The sequence below is a fragment of the Acidovorax sp. 1608163 genome (genome assembly GCF_003669015.1).
Classification (GTDB): Bacteria; Pseudomonadota; Gammaproteobacteria; order Burkholderiales; family Burkholderiaceae_C; genus Acidovorax.
On record NZ_CP033069.1, the window covers coordinates 893,345 to 916,023 of the forward strand.

Here is a 22,679-nt window from a genome sequence, read left to right on the forward strand (position 1 = left end):
CCGGCTTGACGCGAAAGGATGTGCAGAGATGCCTTTTCACCCCGCTGTATTGGAGGCGCCGGCCACTGCTGTATCGGCCCCGGCCCCGGCTGCCAGAGCCACAGGCAAAGCGGCGGGGCGCCCTGGCCTGGCGTGGCTCGGCTTGACCTGGCTGTGGGCCTGGCCGTTTCCGCTGGCGGTGCTGGCCCTGTGGCAGCTCTCCAGCGTGCTGGGCTGGGTGCCAGAGCAGGTGCTGCCGCCACCGGCCGCCGTCTTTAAAACCTTCCTCGACCTGGCCGCCACCGGCGAGCTGTGGGACCACCTGCGCATCAGCATGGTGCGGGTGTTCACGGGCTTTGGCATCGGGTTGGGCGCCGGGCTGGCACTGGGCGTGGCCATGGGGCTCTCGCCCACGTTCCGCGACTACGTGTTTCCGCTGTTCAAGGCCTTCAGCCAGGTGCCGGTGATTGGCTGGCTACCGCTGCTGATTTTGCTGGTGGGCATTGACGAGGGGCTCAAGTTCTTGCTCATCGCCAAGGCCGCGTTGGTGCCGGTGGCCATCAACACCTGCCAAGGCATCCAGAACGTGCCGCAAAAACTGGTGGAGGTGGCGCAGGCCTATGGCTTCACCCGCTGGCAAATGCTGCGCAAGGTGGTCTTCCCGGCCGCCACGGCCCCCATCTGGAACGGCGTGCGCTATGGCCTCACCCATGCCTGGCTGGCGCTGGTGGTGGTGGAGCTGTTGGCGTCGTCCGAAGGCATTGGCTTTCTCATCGTGTATGGCCGCCAGCTGTTCCAGCTGGACGTGGTGTTGGCTGCCGTGCTGGCCGTGGGCATCGTCGGCTTTGTGCTGGACCGGGCCTTGGCCGCGACCGAAACCTGGCTGCTGCGCTGGCGCAAGCCCGGCCTGTGACAAAGCAAAGGGCGCCCATGTCTGATACCTCTTCCCTCCCGACGTCTTCAACCCCTGCATCGTTAGGTTCTGTGGCTTCCTCCAACGTTTTTCAGAAGGTGCCGCAGCGCCTGCGCGGCTGGGTGCTGCCTGCGGCCATCGTGGCCCTGTGGTGGGCGGCGGTGCAATCGGGCTGGTCTGACTCGCCCCTGCTGGTGTCGCCCGGGGCTGTGTGGCAGCGGGGGGTGAGCCAAGTGCGCAGTGGCGAGCTGTGGGTGGCCTTGTCGGCAAGCCTGTGGCGCATGGGCTGGGGCTTTGTGATCGGCTCGGCCGCTGGCCTGGCCGTGGGGGCCTTGCTGGGCTGGTCGCGCTGGGCCGAGCGGCTGGTGGGTCCCACCTTCCACACGCTCAAGCAGATCTCGCTGTTCGCGTGGATTCCGATGCTCTCCATGTGGTTCGGCCTGGGCGACGCCGCCAAGATCGCCTTTGTGGCCATGGCCGCGTTCTTCCCGGTGGTGCTCAACACCTTTGAGGGCCTGCGCAGCGTGCCGCGCGAGTACCTGGAAGTGGCCCGGGTGTACGAGTTCAGCGTGTGGCAAACGCTCACCCGCGTGGTCGCGCCCGCCGCTGCGCCATCGCTGTTCACCGGCATCCAGCTCTCACTCATCTACACCTGGCTGGCCACGCTGGGGGCCGAGTACCTGCTGGCCTCAGGCAAAGGCATCGGCAACACCCTGATCGACGGGCGTGAGCACTTCTGGATGGACCTGGTGCTGTTCGGCGTGGTGGTGATTGGCCTGGTGGGCTTTGTGCTGAACGCCGCATTGTCTGCCCTGGAGCGCCGCCTGCTGGCCTGGCGCGAGCGCACTGTGGCGCAGTACTGAGCCCGCCCGTCCATTGCCCATTTTTCTGAGGAAGCACCCACCATGGCGCATGCCGCAACCCTGGCCATACAAGGCCTGAACAAACAGTACGAAGTCAAGGGCGAAGCGCTGCCCGTGCTGCAGAACATCGACCTGACCATTGCCCCGGGCGAGTTCGTGAGCATCGTCGGCTCCAGCGGCTGTGGCAAGTCCACGCTGCTGCGCCTCATCATGGGGCTGGAGGGGGACTACCAAGGGCAGTTGCTGCTCAGCGGCCAGCGCATCAGCGGCACCAGCTTGAACCGGGGCATCGTGTTCCAGGAGCACCGTTTGTTCCCCTGGCTCACGGTCGAGAAGAACGTGGCCCTGGGCCTGCTCAACGCGGGCCTGACCGAAGGGCAGCAGCGCGCCACCGTGCGCGACCACATCGAGCTGGTGGGCTTGCAGGGCTTTGAGAAGGCCTACCCGCACCAGCTCTCGGGCGGCATGTCGCAGCGCGTGGCCATTGCGCGTGCGCTGGTCAACCGGCCCGACATCCTGCTGCTGGACGAGCCCTTTGGCGCGCTCGACGCCATGACCCGCGCCCACCTGCAGCAAGAGCTGCGCCGCATCTGGCAGCAAGAGGGTATCACCATGATTTTGGTGACGCACGACGTGGAAGAGGCCGTGTACCTGGGCGGCCGCGTGGTGGTGATGGAGCCACGCCCTGGCCGTATCCGCCGCGTGGTGCCCGTGGACTTGCCCCACCCGCGCGAGCGCACGTCGTATGCCTTCACCACCGTCAAAGACAGCGTGATGCGCGAGTTTGCCGCCCACCCCGCCGCCGACCTGGCCGAGCCCCCCTTGCAGCGCGATGTGCACCTGCCGCCGCCAGCGCAGTGGCAATTTGCCATTTGATGGCGCGCCGGAATCTGTTCGCTTTCTTCCCCCTGCCCAAAAGGCCTTGTATGACACAACAAAAAAATCCCTCCCTCTCTGCCCCTTCCCTGTCGCGTGCCTGGTCTCGCCGGGCCGTGCTGGCCAGTGGTGCCGCCGCCCTGGCGGCGCCCATAGTGCTGCGCGCGCAAACCCCGGCCAAGGTCATTCGCATTGGCTCGCCTGATTTGGGCACGGCGGGCAAACCATCGCCTGGCAGCAGCGTGCTGGCCGTGGTGCAGGCCCACAAGTGGCTCGAAGAAGAGTTTGAAAAAGACGGCATCAAAGTCGAGTGGAACTTCTTTCGCGGGGCGGGCCCGGCGGTGCACGAGGCGGTGTCTGCCAAGCAGCTGGACGTGATCTCGCTGGGCGACCTGGCCGCCGTGATTGGCCGAGCACGCGGCCTGCCCACGCGCTTCATCACAGCATCGGGCCGGGGCAGCAACAGCTACCTGGCCACCGCACCGGGCGTGTCCATCCACACCGTGGCCGACCTCAAGGGCAAGAAGGTGACCGTGCTCAAGGGCACGGCCTACCAGCGCCCATTCGACAACCTGCTGGCCAGCGCTGGGTTGACGGAAAAAGACGTCAAGCTCATCAACATGGACTGGCCCAGTTCCAAGGCTGCCGTCGTCGCCGGGCAAATTGACGCCACCTTTGGCGGCGCCGACCTGTTCCTGCTCAAAGACAAGGGCGTGAACATTGCGCTGAGCACCAAGGGCCGTGGCCCCGCCTACACCATCAATGCCGGCATTTTGGCCACGGATGACTTCCTGGCCCAGCAGCCCCAACTGGCCCAGCGCCTGGTGCGCCAACTGGTGCGCGGCGCGCAGTGGGCGTCGCAAGAGAAAAACCGCGACGCACTCATCAAGCTGTATGCCGACAACAGCGGCAACCCCGAGGTGGCCTTCCGCGAAGAGCTGGCGGGCGACAGCCTGGGCGCCCGTTTCTCGCCATTGCTGGACGACGGCTTCATTGCGGGCTACCAAGGCGTGCAGGACGACGGCCTCAAGCTCGGCTTGATCCGCCAGGGCTTTGACGTGAAGGCCTGGTTCCAGCCCGCACTGGTGCAGCAGGCCATCAAGGACCTGAAGCTGGACAAGCAATGGGCCGAGACCGATGCCACCGGCAAGGCCAAGGGGGCTGCATGAGCAAGGTTTCCACCCCAGCCACCGCTGGCACACCTGCCACACCCGCGACAGCGGCGCAGCGCCCCAACATCATCTTTGTGCTGGCCGACGACCTGGGCTGGGCCGACCTGAGCGTGTACGGCCAGACCGACTTCACCACCCCGCACCTGGACGCCCTGGCTGCCGAGGGGGTGCGCTTTACCCAGGCCTATGCCAACTCGGCCGTGTGCTCGGCCACGCGTTTTGCGCTCATCACGGGCCGCTACCAGTACCGCCTGCGCGGCGGGCTGGAAGAACCCCTGGTGCGCAAGGCCAACGTGCACGGCCTGCCGCCCGAGCACCCCACGCTGCCCTCGCTGCTGCGCGATGCGGGGTACGACACCGCCTTGATCGGCAAGTGGCACTTGGGCAACCTGCCGAACTTCGGCCCGCTCAAGAGTGGCTACAACCGCTTCTTTGGCAACTACGGTGGTGCCATCGACTACTTCACGCACAAGCCCGCTGTGGGCGAGGCGGTGCCGCGCGACCTGTACGAGGGCGAGGTGCCGGTGGAGCGTGTGGGCTACTACACCCAGCTGCTGGCCGACGAGGCATCCCACTGGCTGCGCGCGCGCGATACGGGCAAGCCGTTCTTCTTGTCGCTGCACTTCACTGCGCCGCATTGGCCGTGGGTGGGGCCCGAGGACGAAGAAGTGTCGCGCAACCTCAAGGACATCTTTCACTACGACGGCGGCAACCTGCAGACCTACGCCAAGATGGTGCGTTCGCTCGACCGCGCCGTGGGCCAGGTGGTGCAGACCCTCAAGGAGCAAGGCATTGACGACAACACCATCGTCGTCTTCACCAGCGACAACGGGGGCGAGCGCTTTTCCAAGACCTGGCCCTTCACCGGCCAGAAGACCGAGCTGCTCGAAGGTGGCATTCGCGTGCCGACGCTGCTGCGCTGGCCTGCGGGCCTGCAGCCCCAGGTGAGTGAGCAGGTCACCGCCACCATGGACTGGCTGCCCACGCTGCTGGCCGCAGCCGGTGTGCAGCCCGACCCGGCCTACCCCCCTGACGGTGAAAACATCCTGCCCGTGCTGCAGGGCCAAGCGCCGGAGCATCCGCGCACGCTGTTCTGGCGCTACAAGTCGCAGCGCCAGCGCGCCGTGCGCGAGGGGCGCTTCAAGTACCTCAAGATCAACGACAACGAGTTCCTGTTTGACGTGGAGGACGACACGCTTGAACGTGCCAACCTGCGCAGCAAGCACCCCGAGGTGTTCGAGCGCCTGCGTGCCGCCTGGGATGCGTGGAACGCGCAGTTCCTGCCCATCACCGACGAGGTGGTGACGCACGGCCTCTCGCCCGACATCCAGGCCGACCGCTATGCGCCCGACCTGACGCGGCGCGGCATGTAGGGCTTGCGTGGCTTGCAGGGGCGGTGTGCCGCGCCCACCGCTACCTGCCCTTGCCGAGTGCTGACTGTGAATCCCCCTTGCGAGAGAACAATCCAAAATGAACTTCCAACAATTGCGTTCCGTTCGCGAGGCCGTGCGTTGCGGCTTCAACCTGACCGAGGTGGCCGCCTTGCTCTACACCTCCCAACCTGGCGTGAGCCGCCAGATCCGTGAGCTGGAGGAAGAGCTGGGCGTCGAGATTTTTGTGCGCGCAGGCAAGCGGCTGACGGGCCTCACGCCCCCTGGCCAGGCGGTGCTGCCGATTGTGGAGCGCCTGCTGCAGGATGCCGACAACCTCAAGCGTGCCGGGCAGGACTACAGCTCCAGCCACGAAGGGCGCCTGTCCATCGCTGCCACGCACTCGCAGGCGCGCTATGCCTTGCCCCATGTGGTGCGCGATTTTCGGGCCATGTTCCCGCAGGTGTCGCTGCACCTGCACCAGGGCTCGCCCAAGCAGGTGGCTGAGATGCTGCTCAGCGGCGAGGCCGACATTGGCGTGGCCACCGAGGCGCTGTCGCACTACGACGCCCTCGTCACGCTGCCGTGCTACCGCTGGACGCACAGCATCGTGGTGCCGCCAGGCCACCCGCTGCTGGAGCTGCAAGAGCCCGTCACGCTGCAGCAGTTGCAGGAGTTCCCCATCATCACCTACGAGCTGGGCTACACCGGCCGCTCGCACATCGACGAAGCCTTTGCCCGCGAGGGGCTCAAGCCCGATGTGGTGCTCTCGGCCATGGATGCCGATGTGATCAAAACCTATGTGGAGCTGGGCATGGGCGTGGGCATCGTGGCCTCCATCGCGGTCGATCCCGAGCGCGACCGCCACCTGCGCATGCTCGATGCGCGCCACCTGTTCGAGGTCAACGTCACCCGCCTGGGCGTGCGCCGCGGCACCTGGCTGCGGGGCTATGCGTACAGCTTCATCGAAACCTTTGCCCCCACGCTGACCCGCGAGGCGGTGGAGCGCGCGGTGCGGGACTTGCCAGCGCAAGAGTGAATGCGGCGCGGTGCCCGTGCCTGGGGCCGCCGCATATCCATATCTGTTTTGATTCCTTCGCCCTGTGGGGCGGCCTTCCTAAGCTGTCTGCACGACCAGCGAAGGGCTCCCGATGCTGGATGTCATTCACCACTGCTCGCAGGCCGCTCCATGACCCAACCCCATTCGTCTCCCGTATCAACACCCTCATCCCTCCCCCGCCAGCTGGTCTTCGGCTTTGTCTTGCACGGTGTGGGCGCGGGCTGGGGCGACTGGCGCCACCCCAATGCGGTGGTCGATGCCAGCGTGAACTTCGGCTTCTACAAAGAGCAGGCGCAGCTGGCCGAGAAGGCGCGGTTTGACTTCCTGTTTGTGGCCGACAGCGTGCACATCACCGAGCGCTCCAGCCCGCATTACCTCAACCGCTTTGAGCCCCTCACCATCCTGTCGGCCCTGGCCGGAGCCACCTCGCACATTGGGCTGGTGGCCACGGTGACGGCCAGCTACAGCGAGCCCTTCACGGTGGCGCGCCAGTTTGCGTCGCTCGACCACATCAGCGGCGGGCGTGCGGGCTGGAACGTGGTCACCTCGTGGCTGGACGGCAGCGCCCGCAACTACAGCCGCAAAGAGCACTACGACCATGGCGTGCGCTACCGCCTGGCGCAAGAGCACCTGGACGTGGTGCAGGGCCTGTGGGATTCGTGGGAGGACGATGCCCTGGTGCGCGACAAGGCCAAGGGCCAGTTTCTCGACCCCGCCAAGCTGCACCGGCTGGACCACCAGGGCGAGTTCTTTTCGGTGGAAGGGCCGCTGAACATCAGTCGCTCCCGTCAGGGGCAGCCGGTGATCTTCCAGGCGGGCGCGTCGGAAGACGGCAAGCGCTTTGCCGCACAGCGCGCCGATGCCATCTTCTTCCATGCCGACACGCTGGAAGAGGCCCAGGCCTACTACCGCGATGTGAAGGCCCGTGTGGCTGCCGAGGGGCGCGACCCAGCCAAGGTGTTCCTGCTGCCCGGCATCCGTCCCATCGTGGGCCGCACTGCCGAAGAGGCGGAGCGCAAATACGAAGCATTGGCCGCCCTGGTGCCCATCGAGAACGCCATTGCGGCCCTGGCCCGGCCGTTCAACGACCACGATTTTTCCAAATACCCGCTGGATGCTCCCTTCCCAGACCTGGGCGACTTGGGCCGCAACAGCCAGCAAAGCGCCAGCGACAAGATCAAGCAGCACGCCAAGGCCCATGGCCTCACGCTGCGCGAGGTGGCCCTGTGGCACGCCCGCCCCAAGCGCACGTTTGTGGGCACGGCCGAGCAGGTGGCCGACGAGATCCAGCGCTGGTTTGAGCAGGGCGGCGCAGACGGCTTCAACTTCTTTGAAGCCCTGCCCAACACCTCACTCAAGGACTTTGCCGAACTGGTGGTGCCCGTGCTGCAAGCGCGTGGCATCTACCGCAAGGAGTACACGGCCCCCACCTTCCGGGGCAACCTGGGTTTGCCTGTGCCTGCCAACCGCTACACCGTTGCGCGTGCAAAGCCGGGTACGGTAGGTGGCAAGGTGGCAGAGCCTTTGCCCGAGGCGGTGGCTGCATAGTTCGCGTGGGGGCACCATCCCCATGCCCCGCTGAAAGACAAAAGGCCCGGAGTGAAAGCTCCGGGCCTTTTGTCTTGCCGGCACCCTGGCGGTGCAGGGCATCCGGCCATCCTGGCGATCGCTCAGATCACCCTAAAACCGTGCGTGCCGTCGCGCCCCAGTTGTTCCACCAGCCCAAACTCCCAGTCCAGATACGCCTGCATCGCCTCGCGTGGACTGTCTGTGCCTTCGTAGGGACGGCGGTAGCGGTCAATGCGCGGTGAGGCCAAGCGGGTTTCGCCTTGTTCCAGCGGCAGGCCCTGGGCAATCCAGGCCAGGGTGCCGCCTTCGAGCACCTGCACCGTGGCGCCCGTGATGCGGGCCACATCCACCGAAGCATAGCGGGCCAGCAGGCTGCTGCCGCAGGTCAGCACATAGTGCGGGGCTTTGGGGATGGTTTGCAGCGCCTGCGCCAGTTGCGAGCGCAGCACAAACCACGCGCCAGGGATGTGGCGTAGCGTGTAGTTGGCGCTGGTGGTCATGTCCAGCACCACCGTCTGGCCGGGGGCCTCGCGCTGCAGGCGCTCTGCCAGGTCGGCGGGGGATATCCATTGCGCGGGCTCCAGCAGCTCGGGCACGGGCTGGGGTGCCGGGCGGGTGTCGTGAAAGTCCGTAGTCTGCAGGTCGTCCAGCACCCACACATCCCAGCCCATCTGCGCCAGCCACGATGCGCTCATGTTGGCGCGCACGCCATCGTCGTCCACCAGCACCAGGCGGGCGCCGCGCACGGGGGCGGTGTGGTCGGTCTCTTGCACCAGCTGGCCGCCGGGCGCGTTGCGAAAGCCTGGCACATGGCCCCGGTTGAATTCTTCGGGCGTGCGCACATCCAGCAAGTAGGTGGTGCGCTCGGCTTGCAGGGCAAAGGCGTGCAGGTGCTCGGTGCGGGCGCGTTTCACTGCGGCGCGGTCGGCCACCTGGCGGGCTGCTTGTGCTGCAGTGGCGCGCTGTTCGGGCGTGTCGTGCGCAGGCTGGGTGTCAAAGCGGCGGCTGGCACCGCGTTCCAGCTCCTGGCCCGCCAGCAGCCAGCCAATGGTGCCGTTGCGCAGCGCCGCAATGGGGTTGGGCAAGCCAGCGTTGATGAGCGACTGCGTGCCGATGATGCTGCGCGTGCGGCCCGCGCAGTTGACGATGATCTGCGTCTCAGGCCGGGGTGCCAGCGCCTTCGCTCGCAGCACCAGCTCGGCCCCCGGCACGCTCACGCCGGTGGGGATGTTCATGGTCTGGTATTCGTCAAACCGGCGCGCGTCTAGCACCACCACGTCGGCCTTCTGGTCGATGAGGGCCTTCACTTCTTGCGCAGGCAGCGAGGGCGTGTGGCGCTCGGCCTCCACCAGTTCGCCAAACGATTTGCTGGGTACGTTCACGTCGATGAAGATCTCGCCACCCGCGTCGCGCCAGCCTTGCAGGCCCCCGGTCAGCAAGGCTACATCGGTATAGCCCAGGCGTTGCAGGGTGCGCGCTGCAGGCTCGGCCAGTCCCTCACCATCGTCATACACCACGATGGCCGTGCTGCGCCGGGGGATGCGGGTGTAGACCTCGATCTCCAGCTTGCCTGCCGGGAAGTTGGCGGCAAACAGCGGGTGGGCCTGGGCAAAGGGGTGTTCTTCGCGCACGTCGATCAGGGCAATCTCCTGCTGCGCCAGCAGGGCGTTGCGCACATCGGCGGTTGTCTTCAGGGGCACATGGGGCGCTTCTTGCGATATGGGCTGGGCTTGGGTCATGGGGGTTAGGCAAAGAAATCAGAGGGGACGATTGGGGCGATTCAAGGGGCCGGCTGGGGCGTTGCCGTGGCTGCGCGCAGCGCGGCATTGCGCTCGGCTGACAGGTCCCACAGGTTGGGCAACTCGGTATTGCTGTAGCCCGAGACAAAGGGCTTGCGCGTGCCGTCTTCGAGGTACACCGACCGCTCCACCGCGCCAATGTTGGCGCCATACACATGGATGCTGATGGAGGTCTGGTTGGCCAGGGCGTTGCTCACGCGGTGCACATCGCCAATGCGGGGTGACACCGCCTCCACCTGGCCCGGCAGCAGCCGTGTGGGCGCGCCTTCGGGGCCCCAGCGGCCTTCCGGGGTTTTGGCGTAGTGCTGGGCCACCTCTGCGCCGCGCAGCATGCCAATCAGGCCCCACACCGTGTGGTCGTGGATGGGGGTGGACTGGCCCGGCCCCCACACAAAGCTCACGACCGAAAAGCGCCCCAGCGCATCGGCGTGCAACAGGTACTGCTGGTAGCGGTCGGGGTGCGGCTTGGCATAGGCGGCGGGCAGCCAGTCGTCGTGCGCCACCAGGCGGCCCAGCAGGGCGCCGCCGCGTTCCAGCACATCGGGCTCGGTGGGGTTGCGCTGCAGCAGCGCCGCCAGCTCCTGCACAAATTCGCGCAGGCGGGCGAGGGTGGGGGTTGTGCTCATGTTCGCATTGCACCGCATTTGCGGCTTTTGTGCTGCTGAAACTTTTGCATATCGATGCGTGATTTTGTTCGTTCTCCCGAACGCGGGTTGGCCTTGCAATAGCGCCACGGTCGATAGGCACGGGTTCATCCCTGCTTTGGCGTTTCACAGGCTTCAACAGTTTCACCGTATTCACAGGAGGTTCGCATGGGCAAGGATCAAGGGGCAGCAGCATCGGGTGGTTGGTCGCGGCGGCGCGTGCTGCGCACGGCAGCAGGCGCCGGAGTGGCCGGTGCGGCGGCCGTGGTGGGCAGCAGTGTGCTGGCCCAAAGCAGCAAGCTGCGCCCCCTCACGCTGGCCTGGAACGCCAACGCCGTGTGCCTGTCTGCCGTTCCCGTGGCCATTGAGCGCGGCTTTTTTGAAAAGCAGGGCCTCAAGGTCGAGCTGGTGAACTTTGCGGGCTCTACCGACCAGTTGCTCGAAACCATTGCCACCGGCAAGGCCGATGCGGCCGTGGGCATGGTGCACCGCTGGATCAAGCCGCTGGAGTCGGGCCTGGACGTGAAGCTGGTGGGCAGCAGCCACGGCGGCTGCTCGCGCCTGGTGGGCTATGGCCCGGCGGGCATCACCAGCATCGCCAAGCTCAAGGGCAAGACGATTGCGGTGTCCGACCTCAACAGCCCCGGCAAGAACTTCTTTGCGGTGCTGCTGACCAAGGCCGGGCTCGACCCGGAAAAAGACGTGAGCTGGCGCCAGTTCCCCGGCGACATGCTGGGCCTGGCGGTAGAAAAGGGCGAGGCCCACGCCATTGCCGATGGTGACCCCAACCTGTTCCTGATCGAGCGGCGCACCAAGGGCCTGGTGGAGCTGGCCACCAACCTCTCGGGCGAATACGCGGCCAAAACTTGCTGTGTGGTGGGCGTGGGCGGCAAGCTCATCCGCTCCGACAAACCCCTGGTGGCCTCATTGGTGCGTGCCATCAACCAGGGCTCGGAGTTTGTAGCCGACTACCCCAACGAAACAGCCCGCATCTACAGCCCCTACTCCAAGGTGCCGGTGGAAGACCTGCGCGCCGTGCTGGGCACCCTCACGCACCGCAACCACCCCAGCGGTGTGGCGCTGCAAAAAGAGGTGGAGTTTTACGCCCGCGACTTCAAGCTGGTGGGCGTTCTCAAGCCCAACACCGATGCCGCGCGCTTTGCGCAGCATGTGACGGTGGACGTGCTGGCCTGACCGCGCCCCAGGAGTTGCACCATGGCACACAGCACCACGCTCATCCCCACGGGCTTGCCAGTAGCGGTTCCTTCCGCCTCGGGCTCCTCTGCACCATTGGCACGCCCGTCCCTTCCCGCCTCTGCGCATGCTGCGCCCAAGACCGCACCCATTGCGAAGGTCCCCGAGGTCCGCCTGTGGTGGACGGGCCTGTTCGCCGCACTGGCCTGGACGGTGCTGGGCACCATCACCTGGTTCTGGCCCAACCTGCCCGTAGGTTTTAGCGACTGGGCCTACACGCAGGAGTTCGCCGTGGCGGCCTGGGGCGTTGCGGCCGTGCTGTGGCTGGCAGTGGCCTGGCCCGCGCTGCTGGGGCGCCAGGCTGCACGCTTGCGCAGCGCAGGCCCCTGGCTCGGTGCCATTGCCGTCGGCCTGGCGGTGTGGGAGGTCTACACCGCCAAGCTGGGCACGCTGCCCCCGCCGTTCTTTGCCCCGCCGCAAAGCCTGGCCGAGGTGTACGTGACCGACTGGGCGCGGCTGCTCGACAGCGCCTGGAACTCGCTCAAGCTGCTGGCCCTGGGCATTGCGATTGGCGCCAGCGTGGGCTTTGTGGTGGGCGTGCTCATGGGCTGGTCGCGCCGTGCCAATTACTGGATTCACCCCGTGCTGCGGGTGCTGGGCCCGGTGCCCACCACGGCGCTGCTGCCCATCTCGTTTTACTTTTTCCCCTCCAGCTGGTCCACCGCCATCTTTTTGATTGCGCTGGGCACGGCCTTCCCGGTGGCCATCCTCACTTGGTCGGGCGTGGCCAGCGTGCACAAGAACTACTACGACGTGGCGCGCACCATGGGCGCATCGCCGTGGTTTCTGGTGCTGCGCGTGGCCATCCCGGCCTCGCTGCCGCAGGTGTTTGTGGGCCTGTTTATGGGGCTGGGTGCGGCGTTTTCCACCCTGGTGGTGGCCGAGATGCTGGGCGTTAAATCGGGCCTGGGCTGGTACCTCACCTGGGCGCAGGGCTGGGCCAGCTACCCCAACATGTATGGCGCACTCATCATCATGGCGCTGCTGTTTTCGGGCGTGATCTCGCTGCTGTTTGTGCTGCGTGACCGGGTGCTGTCTTGGCAAAAGGGGATTGTGAAATGGTGACTTCAACCCACGTCCCTGCAGCCCCCGCTGCGGAAGCTGAGGCGGCCACCTCGACGGGCGCGCGCATCGACGTGCGCAACGTGAGCCACTGGTTTGACCTGCCCGGCGGCGCTCTGCAGGTGATTGACGAGCTGGACCTGGCCATTGAGCCCGGCGAGTTTGTCGCCCTGCTGGGCCCCAGCGGCTGCGGCAAATCCACCCTGCTGCGGCTGGTGGCGGGGCTGGAGCCCGCGACGGCGGGCGAGCTGCTGCAAGACGGCGCACCCATTACCCAGCCCGACCCATCGCGCATCGTGGTGTTCCAGGACCCCACGCTGTTCCCCTGGCGCACCGTGTGGGACAACGTGGCTTTGGGCCTGCAGGCGCGGGGCTTGCTCAAAACCCATCGCCATCGTGTGGACCAGGCTCTGCAACTGGTGGGGCTGGAGGCCTTTGGCAAGGCCTTTCCGCACCAGCTCTCGGGCGGCATGGCGCAGCGCGTGGCGCTGGCACGGGCCCTGGTCAACGACCCCAGCCTGCTGGTGCTGGACGAACCCCTGGGCAAGCTCGACTCGCTCACCCGTCTGGCCATGCAGACCGAGCTGGTGGACCTGTGGCAGCGCACCGGCTTTTCGGCCCTGCTGGTCACGCACGATGTGGAAGAAGCCCTGTTCATGGCGCAGCGCGTGGTGGTGCTGTCGGAGCGGCCCGCCACCATCAAGCAGGTGCTGGTGAACGACTTGCCTTACCCGCGCCACCGGGGCCACCCGCGCTTGGCCGAGCTGCGGCACCAGGCGCTGGCACTGCTGGGGCTGGACGCGAGTTGGTGACGACCGCGTTTGACCTTGCCACAGCCCTTTGCCGCAGCGTGGGCGCTGCATGATGGCCTGGACCTTGCCCGCTGATCTGTTGGACGCCTTGCTGGCCCTGGCCCAGCGCAGCCAGCAAGCCCTGCAAGCAGCACTGCACGCCGTGGGCTGGCTGCCCGACGTGCACGGCCAGCCCGCGTGGCCGTGGGCGCAGCGCCTGGCGGCCGAGGTGCTGGCGCAAGAACCCCAACTGGCCCGCCAGGCTACGGCGCTGCTGGCCTGTGTGCTCGGCTTGGGTGTGCTGGCCCTGTTGGCGCTGCGCTGGCGGTGGGCGCGCTGGGCCTTGGCACCGGCCCTGTTGGTGGTTGCAGTGGCCGCCCCTTGGCCCGCGCTGGCCCTGTTGCAGGCCCCGGCTGTGCCCACCAGCTGGCACCGCTCGCCCACGGGGTTCACGGTGCAGTCCATCACGCAGGGGGCGCACATCTACCAGCAGCAGTGCGTGCGCTGCCACGGTGCCGACGGCAAGGGCGAGGGGCCCGATGCCGCAGGCTTACCCATGTGGCCGCCCACGCTGAACGGATCGCTGCTGTGGAAGCGGCTGGAGGGCGAGCTCTTCTGGCGCGTGCGCCACGGCATGCACAGCGCTGCAGGCGTGCAGACCATGCCCGCCTTCGCCCATCTGACGGACGAGCAGGTGTGGCAGGTGCTGGACTACCTGCAGGCCCACGCGGCAGGCCAGCTGCTGCGCGACACCGGCGCCTGGGCCCCGCCCGTGCGCATGCCCCAGGCTCGGGTGCACTGCCGCAACACGGGTGCCACCAGCGTGCGCCAGCTGCAGGGCCAGCGCCTGCGCGTGGTGCTGGGCGGCACAGCGGCCGCGCTGCCGCCAGACGACCCGCGCCTGCTCACCCTGTGGGTGCCCGCCCAGGCGGTGGCGGCTGGCGACCCTGCCGACCGCGCCGAATGCACCGTGCAAGAGCCCGATGCCCTGCCTGTGCTGGCCTGGGTGCTGGGGCAAGCGGCCGATGGGGATCAGGGCCTGCAAGACGCGCAGGGCGCGCAAATGCTGGCGGACCGCAACGGCTGGCTGCGCGCCCGTGCGCTGCCAGGGCAGGGTGGGTGGTCGGAGGATGACCTGGTCTGCCGTGCCGCTGCGCCCGCCAATGCGGCCACCGCCCGGTCAGCAGCATCCACACCGCCCGCCGCTGATGGCCTCGAAGCCCTCATCCGCCGCATGGACGCCGAGCCCGTGCGCCTGCGCCGGGGTGGCTTTCCACATTAGGGTGTGTGGTGCAGTGGTGCACCGTTTACTCACAATTTGATAGCTTCTAGCGCTTATGGATAAAGCGCTAGGTGCCGTTTTGGTTAAATATCTTGGCACTATGCCACCCCATGCGACACCACGCACAGCTTGTTGCCATCCGGGTCCCGAAAGTACGCACCGTAGCAATCCGCGTGGTACCCGGGCCGCAGGCCCGGGCGGCCTTCGCACTGGCCGCCCAGGGCGAGCGCCAGCGCGTGTGCGGCATCCACCTGGCCTCGCGTGGCGGCCATAAAGGCCACCATCTGGCCATTGCCGGGGCTAGGGACTTCGCCGTTGAAGGGGCGGGCAATCACAAACAGCGGCCGGGGCCCTGGCGTGGACTCCCACCCCGCCCAGGGCCGCGTGGCATCGCAAAAGCGCTCTTGGGCGCCCAGTGTTGCCAGCACCCGCCGGTAAAACGCCAGGGCGCGTTCAAAGTCGGAAATGCCCACGAACACATGGGAGAGCATGGCGTTATTCCTCGGTGCGGGCTACGCCCGTTGCGACTGGCTCAGCAGCACCACTTGCAGCCGGTCCAGGTTCTGTTCGTTGGCAGGCACCACAAAGTCGCGCAGCTGGGCGGCCACCTCTGCACTGTCAAACGTTTGGGCCCACGCCAGGTGCGTGTGGTTTTCACCTTGCGGGCGCAGCTGCACCGTCAGCGTGAAGTGTGGGGCCACCACATGCTCAATCACCACCAGTGCATCGGGCTCGATGGCCCGGAAAACGCACTCGTTGGGGTAGTGCTTGCCGTCCGGGCCGTGCATCACAAACACCCACCGCCCCCCAGGCGTGAAGTCGAACTGCTCAAAGGCATTGCTGAAGCCAGCAGGCCCCCACCAGCGGGCCAGTAGCTCGGGTTGTTTGAACGCTTGAAACACCTTGCGCGGGCTGGCGTGCAGCACGCGTTCGGTGGCCAATGTGGCGGCGCTGGCTTGGGGGGTGGATGGCATCGGGGGCTCCTGGCTGGTTGAGGGGGCTCGTCCTGTCCGTCTGTGGTTGCGCCTCGGTGCGGCGCAGTCACGCTTGCAATGTCCTGGGCTCGCCACCACACGATCAGCACCTTTCGCCGCTTTGGCCGCTTTCGCGGGTTTTGCGTGCTGTGCTTGCCTTGCGGTGGCCAGGTATGCAAAGCCAGAGTTTACAAACACGTTTTTCTTCGTTGGCGTGGCCGGGGCGGGCGCAGATCATGGGCTGCAAATTTCCCCCTCTTCCCTGTTCCAGGAGCCCGCTATGTCCGTCCAGTTCATCGGCATGATCCAGCCGCACGAAGTCTCTGAAACCATCACCCGCAAAGGCCCGGCAGTCGATCCAGCCTACGTGCGCGTGTTTGCGCAGGCGCACGAGCACGCGGGCTTTGACCGCATCCTGGTGCCCGCCAGCTCCTCCAGCCCCGACACGCTGCTCACCGTCAATTACGCAGCGTCCGTCACCGACAAAATCAAGTTCCTGCTGGCCCACCGCCCCGGCTTTGTGGCGCCCACGTTGGCGGCACGCCAACTCGCCACGCTCGACCACTACACCGGTGGCCGCGTAGCCGTGCACTACATCACCGGCGGCTCAGACGAAGACCAGCAGCGCGATGGCGACTTTGTCGGCCACGACGAGCGCTACGCCCGCACGGACGAGTACCTGGGCCTGCTGCGCCAGGTGTGGACGGCCGACAAACCTTTTGACCACGAAGGCGCGTACTACCGTGTCAAAGGCGCGTGGTCAGAGGTCAAGCCCGTGCAGGCCCCTTACGTGCCCATCTACTTTGGCGGTGCATCCGCCCCCGCCTTGCAGGTGGCGGGCAAGCACGCCGATGTGTACGCCCTGTGGGGCGAATCGCTGGAGCAGGCGGGCGACCTGGTGCGCCGCGTGCGCGCCGAGGCCGCGCGCCACGGCCGCACCGTGCAGTTCAGCATCTCGTTCCGCCCCATCCTGGGCGCCACCGAAGACGAAGCCTGGGCCCGTGCCTACCGCATCCTCGAAGAAACCCGCCGCCTGCGCGTGGACCAAGGCTACGCACGCGGTGGCCCGCAGCAAAGTGAGGGCGCTCGCCGTCTGCTGGCCGATGCCGCCAAGGGCGATCGCGTGGACGAACACCTGTGGACGGCCATTGCCCGCGAAACCGGCGGACGCTCCAACACCACCTCGCTGGTCGGCACGCCCGAGCAAGTGGCCAACGCCCTGCTCAAGTACTACGACCTGGGCATCACCACCTTCCTCATCCGGGGCTTTGACCCGCTGCTGGACACCATCGCCTACGGCCGCGACCTGCTGCCCTTGGTGCGCGCCAAGGTGGCCGAGCGCGAAGCCGCACGCGCCGCCCAGCCCGCCGAACGCAAGGCCGCGTGATGCCAGTGCACCCCCTTGCCGACGTGCAACCCACGGAACCTGCAAACGCTATGAGCCTTTTGATTCCCTCCGCCCCGATCCACCCCGCACACGGCACCCGCCGCCGCTGGCTGCAGCAGATGGGTGCCGCATCGCTGGGCATGGCAGGCACCTTGTCGGGCGCTGCCACCTGGGCTCAAATCAGCGCCCAATCCAGTGGACAGGCCGCCCTGGTGCTGGGCGACCAGGCCGGTGGCCTGCGCGCCCTGTTCGAGGCATCGCGCACGCTCGACGGCGCGCCCTTTGCATGGCGCTGGGCCAACTTCCAGGGCGCAGCCCCGCTGTTTGAGGCGCACCGCAGCGGCGCGGTAGACACCGCCATGGCGGGCGACTTGCCCGTGCTGGCCGCCGCCGTGGGCAAGACCCCGCTCAAGATCGTGGCCACCCGCGTCGGCCAGCCCGACTCGCTGGGCATCGTGGTGCAAGGCGACTCGGCCCTGCGCAGCGTGGCCGATTTGCGCGGCAAGACGGTGATCGTCTCGTCCGCACGCGGCAGCATCTCGCAATACCAGCTCTATGGTGCGTTGGAAGAAGCGGGCGTCAAGCGCGAAGAAGTCACCGTCAAGTTCGTGCTGCCCACCGATGCTGCCGCTGCGTTCGCGTCTAAGCAAATCGACGCCTGGGCCATCTTCGACCCGTACTACACCATCGCCCTGCAACAAGGCGGCCGCATCCTGCGCGACGGGCGCGGCATCAACACCGCGCTGGGCTTCATCACCGCCACCGACGCTGCCCTGGCCGACCCCGCCAAACGTGCCGCCATCGTGCAATACCTCGACCGCCTGGCCCGCGCTGGCGAGTGGGCCCTGGCCAACCGCGAGGCCTATGCCCAGGTCTACACCCAGCTCACCCGCCTGCCTATCGAGGCTGCTCGCACCATCACCGGCCGCGCCGCCATCGCGGCCCGTCCAGTGACGCAGGCAGACATCGCAGCCCTGCAGACGGTGGCCGATCGCTCCGCCCGCGACGGCATCCTGCCCACACGGGTGGACGTGGCGGCGATCACGGATGCGCAGGTGTGGCGCGGTGCGGCGTGATTGGGTTAGAGCCTTAAATTTGAAGAAAAAATGGCTCTATCGCTTGATGGATAGGCGCTGGAAGCTATTGAAATGAGAGCGATTTTGATCGCTGCTTTGGCTTTTTCGAGGCTGGAGGGCGTGGGGCGAAGCCCCGCAGCTTGCCGGGCCCATGCCATCCCGCCGCCCAGAACGTCTCAGGCTTTCTTTTTTTCCAAACGCGCCAGCGTGGCTTCATACGCCAGCAGCACATCCGGTCTTTCTTCAGCGGCCGCATTGAAGCGGCTGGCAAGCATGGCGGCGTCGGCCTTGCGGCCCAGTTGGCCAATGGCCTTGAAGATCTTTTTCATGAAGGCTGGGTCGCCGCCGATGATTTTCTGCTCAAAGCGCAGCAGGTCCATGATGGGCTCCGCCAACTGCGCAGACTTGGTCTTACCCACCACGTCGAGCAGGTGCTTGCAGAGGTACAGATAGTTCTCAGAGAAGCCTTCGCGCTCGTTGAAGAAGGCGAGGAACAGCTCGGTGCAGGCCGGGCTGGCGATACCCGTCAGGACGCACATGATGATCTCGTGCTCGGACTCCATCTTGCCGACGTAGAACTCCTCCTGGTAGGTGGGCCGTGCCAGCGCCGTGTAAAAGCACTCGGTCATCGGCGCGATGGTGCGTTCGCCGTTTTCACAGAGCACGTACGCCAGCAAGTCCGACATCGCTTTGTCCGGGCGCAGGCCGTTGGCGACCATGGCGTGGAATGCGCCCTCCGCCGGGTGCGCCAGTGCACCGCGCAGGGTCGCTGCGTCACCACGCCGATTCAATAAGCTAGCGAAGGCCCGGCCCAGCAGCGCCAAATCGGTGATGGCGTAGAGCGCTGGCCAATCATTTTTCGCCATCAGGTCGGCCACGTGGCGCGTTGCCTTAAGGTCTTCTGCGACGGGCTCCCCCCTGGGCCATTCATCCTGCTTAAGCCGCAGGGCGATCTGCTCTTCGTGGTGCTGTGGGTCTGCGTAAAAGCTGGTGAATTTTCTGCCCGCCAGCGGTGCCAGGCTGGTGACGGGATTGTCCTGCACGTCCAGGTCCACCACGGCCGGGCATGCGGCCAACGGGGACAGATCGGTGATCTGGTTGCGGTCCACATGCAGCAAGGCCAGACCGGGGTAGCTCTGTACGAAGTGCAGGTCAGCAATGTTGTTGCCCGACAGGAACAGGGCCTTGAGCTGCGGCAGGTCCAGCCCTGCAGGAATGGCCGTCAACTTGTTGTTGAACAGGAACAGGTGGCTCAACACCTTGAAGCCGTTGAGCGCATCAAAGTCCGAGAACCGGCAGTTGTCGATGATCAGCGTCCCCAGGCGCGGCAGTGCCCGCAGCGCCTGGAGGTTGGTGAACTTCAGCCCCTGCAGCTCCAGCTTGCGCAGGCTGGCGATGTGGGCGATGCGCGCCAAGTCCAAGGGCTCTTTCATCTTGCTGCGGTCCAGCGTCAGTTCGAGCACATCGTCGCAGTCGGCAATTTGGTCCAGTTCTTCACTGGTAAAGCGCTCCAGGCGCAGGCCATTGGAGTGGTTGAGTACCTTGACGCGGGAGTAGATCGAGTCGGTCCACTTGGATTTGATCTGGGCCATGGTTTCTGGTTGGGTGTGATGGAACAGGGGGCACAAAGCGCCCGAAAAGCGAGCTGCCAGCGTGAAGCGGGCTGCGTCCGTTGATCATAGGGGGCATCCCTGCGAACGCAGTGGACAGGTTGTCCAGTGGGCGCGTTGTATCAGCGGGAAGACGGATTTGGCCAAGTCGCTACGGCCACCTCCATGGGATACACGCCAAACTTCATTTGTTGTTGAGCCGGGTCTCTGCACCAATGAAGACCAGAGTGCCAATGTGGCGAAAAAAAGCAGAGTGAGCCCATCCCCTCAGTCGATTGGCACAGCCAAAGCTTGTGCTTGTGGTTCCCTTGCTTCGCTCCGTCTGCACCTTGATTGTTCGTTTGGCGTCTACAGTTCGCCCAATGAAAATCGCACTTCGAATTGCCTTTCTCCTGTTCGTGGTTGTTCCGGTTGCGGCTTGGTTCATTGTCAAGCCAGTTCGCGTCATCGCACCGGCTGCCTTCGGGATGCAATGCGCCAACAATTCCATCTGCGTGGAGACCCCAGAGAAACTGCCGGAAGCAACAACGCTCTATCGCGAGGCGCTCTCATTCGTTCACAACCATGTTGGCCCCATGAACGGCCAACCTTTGGTGGTGTTCTGCTCAACGCAAACCTGTGCCGACCGGTTTGGCCTAGGGGCCAGGTCTGCCGTCACCGTGGGCACCATGGGCACTGTCATCGGCCCTAACGCATGGCATGCGCATTACGTACGGCATGAGCTCATTCACCATTTGCAAGTGCAACAGTTTGGTGTCTTGCGTCGTGTCTTCATGCCATCTTGGCTGATTGAGGGCATGGCCTATTCACTGAGTGAAGACACCCGTGCTACGTTGGCTGAGCCTTGGCAGGGATACCGTGATCAGTTCAACAAATGGCTTGCGTCGGTTGGGCGGGAGAACATGTGGAGTGCTGCAAGTAGTTTGTAGTCCCCACCGCCTGCGCGCTTTGAGTCGCACCAGCGGCCCGAATCTGTTCTACAGAGAGGCCTAAGCCAAGGTTTGCATCCGGCTCACCCGCTTGCCCGCTGAGCCCGTTCGCATCATCACGGGCCTTGCCGTGGCCTCCAGGCCGGTCACTCTGATTGCTTTGGGCTCATATCCGACAGTGGGCATCCCTTCCCCAAAGCGGTCAATGATTCAGATAGATGGGCCTACAAAACGTATAGAAAGCGTTTCAGGTTTAGCCCAGTGGGACGCTATAGTTCGATGACTTAACGCTTGCCGGATGCCGCGGAATTTAAATGCCGGAGCAACCTTCAGGCGTCTGCTTGCAAACCCAAGCTGTTAGCCTAATCCCGGAAAATTCAATGCACAAAAGATCCTGCGTGGTCCAGTTCATGTCGCAGGTTTTGTGGAATACGTCGCGTTAGATTACATCATCCTCTGCATGCACCTCGGCATACTGATCGCTACTCTGTGCACATCGGCGGCCATCTTGGTAGCTCTGGAGGTTGGCTCGCCCACAGTTGCCGATGGGCCGGGCTCTGGCAACCAATTGCGCACAGCTCAAGCAGAGTTGCGCATCCTTCATGAGCTCGTTCTGCTGCACCGACAAACTCACAAAGCCTTGCCAAAGTCTCTTGTTGAGTTGGGTGGAACACGGGTTCCGCTAGATCCTTGGGGTCACCCCTACGTACTTGACCGCGTCGCAACAGGGGACGGTTTCATTGTCTACTCAATCGGAAAAGACGGGACAGCCCAAGCGGGGGGAGGTGATGACGTCGTCGTAGGGGACAAGAAGTACGCTTGCAAAGCCTACAACTTGACATGCTCGCCCAGCCCCTCCTATGTTGCAAAGGCGCTCTGTGTGGTTTCGATCCTAATTGTCGCTGTGGCGCTCTTTGGTGAATTCACATGGCGGCTTTGGAGAAAGCGTACCAAGAATGCAACCTAACCAGCTAGTCAACACGGACGCCATGCAGCATCAGGCCGCTGCGCTGCCTCCTCTCGCATGTCGCTGGTTACACGCACGTTGAACGGCCGCTTTCATTTGCGGTGACTGGCTGTTCCTGGTCGAATCTCGCCTTCAACCTGCGTCAATGGAAAGCAGCGGCCACCGCGCACCAAACCGCTTCGATTCGATGCGTTGTTGATAGGTTGACACGCTTGCCCTGAGCGGATTGTGTCTGACCCGCAGGTCGAACAAGTCTTCAAGCCCATGGGGTGCGACCACTCCTATCGAATCCTCGGTGTCCAGGTTCACGCCGACACAGGTGGCGAATTCTGGCCACGTTGCCACGCCTTCTTCAAGGGAACCGAGCGCAGGCACTATCTGTCCGAGGTGATCGGCGAACCAGTGGTGCACTGTGGCCTGGTTGGTGACCTCCCATTTCAAGGCTGGCAGGAGCGAACGCAGACGGCTCTCAAGACGGGCCTCTTGATGGGGGGCGTCAGCCGCGTCATCGAAGTAGACGACATCGACGTCTTCAAGGGCGGACGGTTTGTCAAACCCATGGAGGGTGTCCCATACCAGCGACCGTACGGCACCAGCGCCGATGCACCAAGAACCCAGGCCTAGCGAGCGGACTGCTACCAATGCAGACATCAAGCCTTCGGAGGAACGCACCATTGCAACCAGCCTTCGCTCCAGCTCTGGTTGGGAGTTTTGACTGCGTGGCATGGTTCTGTTTGATGTCGGGAATGCCAAGCTGTGGCGGCGTCGCTGGTGAAGGTCTGCGCTGCGGCAGACCACCGTAAGTTGTGCAGGACTTCTCTAGCCCTGCTGCCCAGGTGCAATCTCAAAAACATCTCCGTTCGTCGGTGTTGCCGACTCGTGATAGATGTCGTACAGATACTGCGCCAGCTCGGCCGGAGGCACATCAGAGGGGATCGCGAGGCCTGCGGCGCGGCGCTTGCCTTCGTTGCCTATGTGGTAGGCGGTCCAGGCGGTACCTGAGCGTTCGATGGCGATGATGCGTCCAAAAACATTAAAGCGGTGCGACATGGAGGAGGCGGCTCCTTTGGTAACTGCGTGACAAGTGGCTTGCTTTGGCGGA

General features: G+C 65.2%; 22 protein-coding genes. 15 read left to right on the top strand and 7 right to left on the bottom strand.

All coding sequences use genetic code 11. The annotated features are described in order from the left end of the window. Positions 1-28 precede the first annotated feature (28 nt). The 7 genes from EAG14_RS03990 to EAG14_RS04020 all read left to right on the top strand — a co-directional run bounded on the left by EAG14_RS03990 (position 29) and on the right by EAG14_RS04020 (position 7,781). Positions 29-892, top strand: coding sequence for an ABC transporter permease (locus tag EAG14_RS03990; protein WP_121728130.1), 864 nt, complete (start codon positions 29-31; stop codon positions 890-892). Positions 893-909: 17 nt separating this feature from the next. Then, on the top strand, positions 910-1,755 hold the full coding sequence (locus EAG14_RS03995; RefSeq protein WP_121728131.1) for an ABC transporter permease: 846 nt from the start codon (positions 910-912) through the stop codon (positions 1,753-1,755). Positions 1,756-1,797: 42 nt separating this feature from the next. After that, a complete protein-coding gene (locus tag EAG14_RS04000) occupies positions 1,798-2,631 on the top strand; it encodes an ABC transporter ATP-binding protein (protein WP_099656535.1) in 834 nt (277 codons plus the stop codon). Positions 2,632-2,681: 50 nt separating this feature from the next. Continuing rightward, a complete protein-coding gene (locus EAG14_RS04005) occupies positions 2,682-3,800 on the top strand; it encodes an ABC transporter substrate-binding protein (protein WP_121728132.1) in 1,119 nt (372 codons plus the stop codon). Further along, the gene (locus tag EAG14_RS04010) at positions 3,797-5,176 is read left to right on the top strand and encodes a sulfatase (RefSeq protein ID WP_121728133.1); all 1,380 of its coding nucleotides are present in this window, start codon (positions 3,797-3,799) and stop codon (positions 5,174-5,176) included. The genes EAG14_RS04005 and EAG14_RS04010 overlap by 4 nt, the downstream gene beginning before the upstream one ends. A 97-nt stretch (positions 5,177-5,273) precedes the next feature. After that, positions 5,274-6,212, top strand: coding sequence for a CysB family HTH-type transcriptional regulator (locus EAG14_RS04015; protein WP_121728134.1), 939 nt, complete (start codon positions 5,274-5,276; stop codon positions 6,210-6,212). 150 nt (positions 6,213-6,362) lie between these two features. Continuing rightward, positions 6,363-7,781 (top strand): LLM class flavin-dependent oxidoreductase, encoded by a 1,419-nt coding sequence (locus EAG14_RS04020; RefSeq protein ID WP_121728135.1) that lies wholly within the window; start codon positions 6,363-6,365, stop codon positions 7,779-7,781. A 122-nt stretch (positions 7,782-7,903) separates the two neighbouring features. On the opposite strand, the gene EAG14_RS04025 is transcribed toward EAG14_RS04020, so the two are convergent. Continuing rightward, complete coding sequence (locus EAG14_RS04025; RefSeq protein ID WP_121728136.1) at positions 7,904-9,541, bottom strand: rhodanese homology domain-containing protein; 1,638 nt, start codon at positions 9,539-9,541, stop codon at positions 7,904-7,906. Positions 9,542-9,582: 41 nt separating this feature from the next. After that, positions 9,583-10,227 (bottom strand): cysteine dioxygenase, encoded by a 645-nt coding sequence (locus EAG14_RS04030; protein ID WP_121730284.1) that lies wholly within the window; start codon positions 10,225-10,227, stop codon positions 9,583-9,585. A gap of 186 nt (positions 10,228-10,413) precedes the next feature. On the opposite strand from EAG14_RS04030, the gene EAG14_RS04035 reads away from it, so the two are divergent. The 4 genes from EAG14_RS04035 to EAG14_RS04050 are packed head-to-tail and all read left to right on the top strand — an operon-like array spanning position 10,414 to position 14,634. Next, positions 10,414-11,439, top strand: coding sequence for an ABC transporter substrate-binding protein (locus EAG14_RS04035; RefSeq protein WP_121728137.1), 1,026 nt, complete (start codon positions 10,414-10,416; stop codon positions 11,437-11,439). Between the two features lie 21 nt (positions 11,440-11,460). Beyond that, positions 11,461-12,564 carry an ABC transporter permease gene (locus EAG14_RS04040; protein WP_121728138.1) on the top strand — a complete coding sequence of 368 codons (1,104 nt, stop codon included), beginning with the start codon at positions 11,461-11,463 and terminating at the stop codon, positions 12,562-12,564. Next, positions 12,558-13,373 carry an ABC transporter ATP-binding protein gene (locus tag EAG14_RS04045; protein ID WP_205603497.1) on the top strand — a complete coding sequence of 272 codons (816 nt, stop codon included), beginning with the start codon at positions 12,558-12,560 and terminating at the stop codon, positions 13,371-13,373. The genes EAG14_RS04040 and EAG14_RS04045 overlap by 7 nt, the downstream gene beginning before the upstream one ends. Positions 13,374-13,422: 49 nt before the next feature. Beyond that, complete coding sequence (locus EAG14_RS04050) at positions 13,423-14,634, top strand: cytochrome c (RefSeq protein ID WP_240456929.1); 1,212 nt, start codon at positions 13,423-13,425, stop codon at positions 14,632-14,634. A 98-nt stretch (positions 14,635-14,732) separates the two neighbouring features. On the opposite strand, the gene EAG14_RS04055 is transcribed toward EAG14_RS04050, so the two are convergent. Next, positions 14,733-15,125: a VOC family protein gene (locus EAG14_RS04055; RefSeq protein ID WP_121728139.1), complete on the bottom strand. Its 393-nt coding sequence runs from the start codon at positions 15,123-15,125 to the stop codon at positions 14,733-14,735. A 21-nt stretch (positions 15,126-15,146) separates the two neighbouring features. Then, positions 15,147-15,608, bottom strand: coding sequence for an SRPBCC domain-containing protein (locus EAG14_RS04060; protein WP_099656526.1), 462 nt, complete (start codon positions 15,606-15,608; stop codon positions 15,147-15,149). 280 nt (positions 15,609-15,888) lie between these two features. Between EAG14_RS04060 and EAG14_RS04065 the strand changes: the two genes are divergently transcribed. After that, positions 15,889-16,995 carry an LLM class flavin-dependent oxidoreductase gene (locus EAG14_RS04065; RefSeq protein ID WP_121728140.1) on the top strand — a complete coding sequence of 369 codons (1,107 nt, stop codon included), beginning with the start codon at positions 15,889-15,891 and terminating at the stop codon, positions 16,993-16,995. Between the two features lie 50 nt (positions 16,996-17,045). Further along, complete coding sequence (locus tag EAG14_RS04070) at positions 17,046-18,071, top strand: ABC transporter substrate-binding protein (protein ID WP_205603499.1); 1,026 nt, start codon at positions 17,046-17,048, stop codon at positions 18,069-18,071. A 176-nt stretch (positions 18,072-18,247) separates the two neighbouring features. On the opposite strand, the gene EAG14_RS04075 is transcribed toward EAG14_RS04070, so the two are convergent. Further along, complete coding sequence (locus tag EAG14_RS04075; protein WP_121728141.1) at positions 18,248-19,663, bottom strand: leucine-rich repeat domain-containing protein; 1,416 nt, start codon at positions 19,661-19,663, stop codon at positions 18,248-18,250. A 380-nt stretch (positions 19,664-20,043) separates the two neighbouring features. Here EAG14_RS04075 and EAG14_RS04080 point away from each other — a divergent pair, with 380 nt between their 5' ends. Both EAG14_RS04080 and EAG14_RS23710 read left to right on the top strand, forming a co-directional pair. Beyond that, the gene (locus tag EAG14_RS04080) at positions 20,044-20,610 is read left to right on the top strand and encodes a hypothetical protein (RefSeq protein ID WP_121728142.1); all 567 of its coding nucleotides are present in this window, start codon (positions 20,044-20,046) and stop codon (positions 20,608-20,610) included. 460 nt (positions 20,611-21,070) lie between these two features. Continuing rightward, positions 21,071-21,577, top strand: a complete 507-nt coding sequence (locus EAG14_RS23710; protein ID WP_121730288.1) for a type II secretion system protein GspG — start codon at positions 21,071-21,073, stop codon at positions 21,575-21,577. Between the two features lie 132 nt (positions 21,578-21,709). Here the strand turns inward: EAG14_RS23710 and EAG14_RS04090 are convergent, their stop codons facing one another. Both EAG14_RS04090 and EAG14_RS04095 read right to left on the bottom strand, forming a co-directional pair. Further along, complete coding sequence (locus EAG14_RS04090; protein ID WP_371414398.1) at positions 21,710-22,303, bottom strand: nucleotidyltransferase family protein; 594 nt, start codon at positions 22,301-22,303, stop codon at positions 21,710-21,712. Between the two features lie 93 nt (positions 22,304-22,396). Continuing rightward, the gene (locus EAG14_RS04095) at positions 22,397-22,627 is read right to left on the bottom strand and encodes a hypothetical protein (protein ID WP_099656521.1); all 231 of its coding nucleotides are present in this window, start codon (positions 22,625-22,627) and stop codon (positions 22,397-22,399) included. Positions 22,628-22,679 lie beyond the last annotated feature (52 nt).

What these genes read in the sequence shown, in the direction of transcription:
- EAG14_RS03990 (WP_121728130.1), top strand. Translation starts at nt 29, where the DNA reads ATGCCTTTTCACCCCGCTGTATTGGAGGCGCCGGCCACTGCTGTATCG.
- EAG14_RS03995 (WP_121728131.1), top strand. Translation starts at nt 910, where the DNA reads ATGTCTGATACCTCTTCCCTCCCGACGTCTTCAACCCCTGCATCGTTA.
- EAG14_RS04000 (WP_099656535.1), top strand. Translation starts at nt 1,798, where the DNA reads ATGGCGCATGCCGCAACCCTGGCCATACAAGGCCTGAACAAACAGTAC.
- EAG14_RS04005 (WP_121728132.1), top strand. Translation starts at nt 2,682, where the DNA reads ATGACACAACAAAAAAATCCCTCCCTCTCTGCCCCTTCCCTGTCGCGT.
- EAG14_RS04010 (WP_121728133.1), top strand. Translation starts at nt 3,797, where the DNA reads ATGAGCAAGGTTTCCACCCCAGCCACCGCTGGCACACCTGCCACACCC.
- EAG14_RS04015 (WP_121728134.1), top strand. Translation starts at nt 5,274, where the DNA reads ATGAACTTCCAACAATTGCGTTCCGTTCGCGAGGCCGTGCGTTGCGGC.
- EAG14_RS04020 (WP_121728135.1), top strand. Translation starts at nt 6,363, where the DNA reads ATGACCCAACCCCATTCGTCTCCCGTATCAACACCCTCATCCCTCCCC.
- EAG14_RS04025 (WP_121728136.1), bottom strand. Translation starts at nt 9,541, where the DNA reads ATGACCCAAGCCCAGCCCATATCGCAAGAAGCGCCCCATGTGCCCCTG.
- EAG14_RS04030 (WP_121730284.1), bottom strand. Translation starts at nt 10,227, where the DNA reads ATGAGCACAACCCCCACCCTCGCCCGCCTGCGCGAATTTGTGCAGGAG.
- EAG14_RS04035 (WP_121728137.1), top strand. Translation starts at nt 10,414, where the DNA reads ATGGGCAAGGATCAAGGGGCAGCAGCATCGGGTGGTTGGTCGCGGCGG.
- EAG14_RS04040 (WP_121728138.1), top strand. Translation starts at nt 11,461, where the DNA reads ATGGCACACAGCACCACGCTCATCCCCACGGGCTTGCCAGTAGCGGTT.
- EAG14_RS04045 (WP_205603497.1), top strand. Translation starts at nt 12,558, where the DNA reads ATGGTGACTTCAACCCACGTCCCTGCAGCCCCCGCTGCGGAAGCTGAG.
- EAG14_RS04050 (WP_240456929.1), top strand. Translation starts at nt 13,423, where the DNA reads ATGATGGCCTGGACCTTGCCCGCTGATCTGTTGGACGCCTTGCTGGCC.
- EAG14_RS04055 (WP_121728139.1), bottom strand. Translation starts at nt 15,125, where the DNA reads ATGCTCTCCCATGTGTTCGTGGGCATTTCCGACTTTGAACGCGCCCTG.
- EAG14_RS04060 (WP_099656526.1), bottom strand. Translation starts at nt 15,608, where the DNA reads ATGCCATCCACCCCCCAAGCCAGCGCCGCCACATTGGCCACCGAACGC.
- EAG14_RS04065 (WP_121728140.1), top strand. Translation starts at nt 15,889, where the DNA reads ATGTCCGTCCAGTTCATCGGCATGATCCAGCCGCACGAAGTCTCTGAA.
- EAG14_RS04070 (WP_205603499.1), top strand. Translation starts at nt 17,046, where the DNA reads ATGAGCCTTTTGATTCCCTCCGCCCCGATCCACCCCGCACACGGCACC.
- EAG14_RS04075 (WP_121728141.1), bottom strand. Translation starts at nt 19,663, where the DNA reads ATGGCCCAGATCAAATCCAAGTGGACCGACTCGATCTACTCCCGCGTC.
- EAG14_RS04080 (WP_121728142.1), top strand. Translation starts at nt 20,044, where the DNA reads ATGAAAATCGCACTTCGAATTGCCTTTCTCCTGTTCGTGGTTGTTCCG.
- EAG14_RS23710 (WP_121730288.1), top strand. Translation starts at nt 21,071, where the DNA reads ATGCACCTCGGCATACTGATCGCTACTCTGTGCACATCGGCGGCCATC.
- EAG14_RS04090 (WP_371414398.1), bottom strand. Translation starts at nt 22,303, where the DNA reads ATGCCACGCAGTCAAAACTCCCAACCAGAGCTGGAGCGAAGGCTGGTT.
- EAG14_RS04095 (WP_099656521.1), bottom strand. Translation starts at nt 22,627, where the DNA reads ATGTCGCACCGCTTTAATGTTTTTGGACGCATCATCGCCATCGAACGC.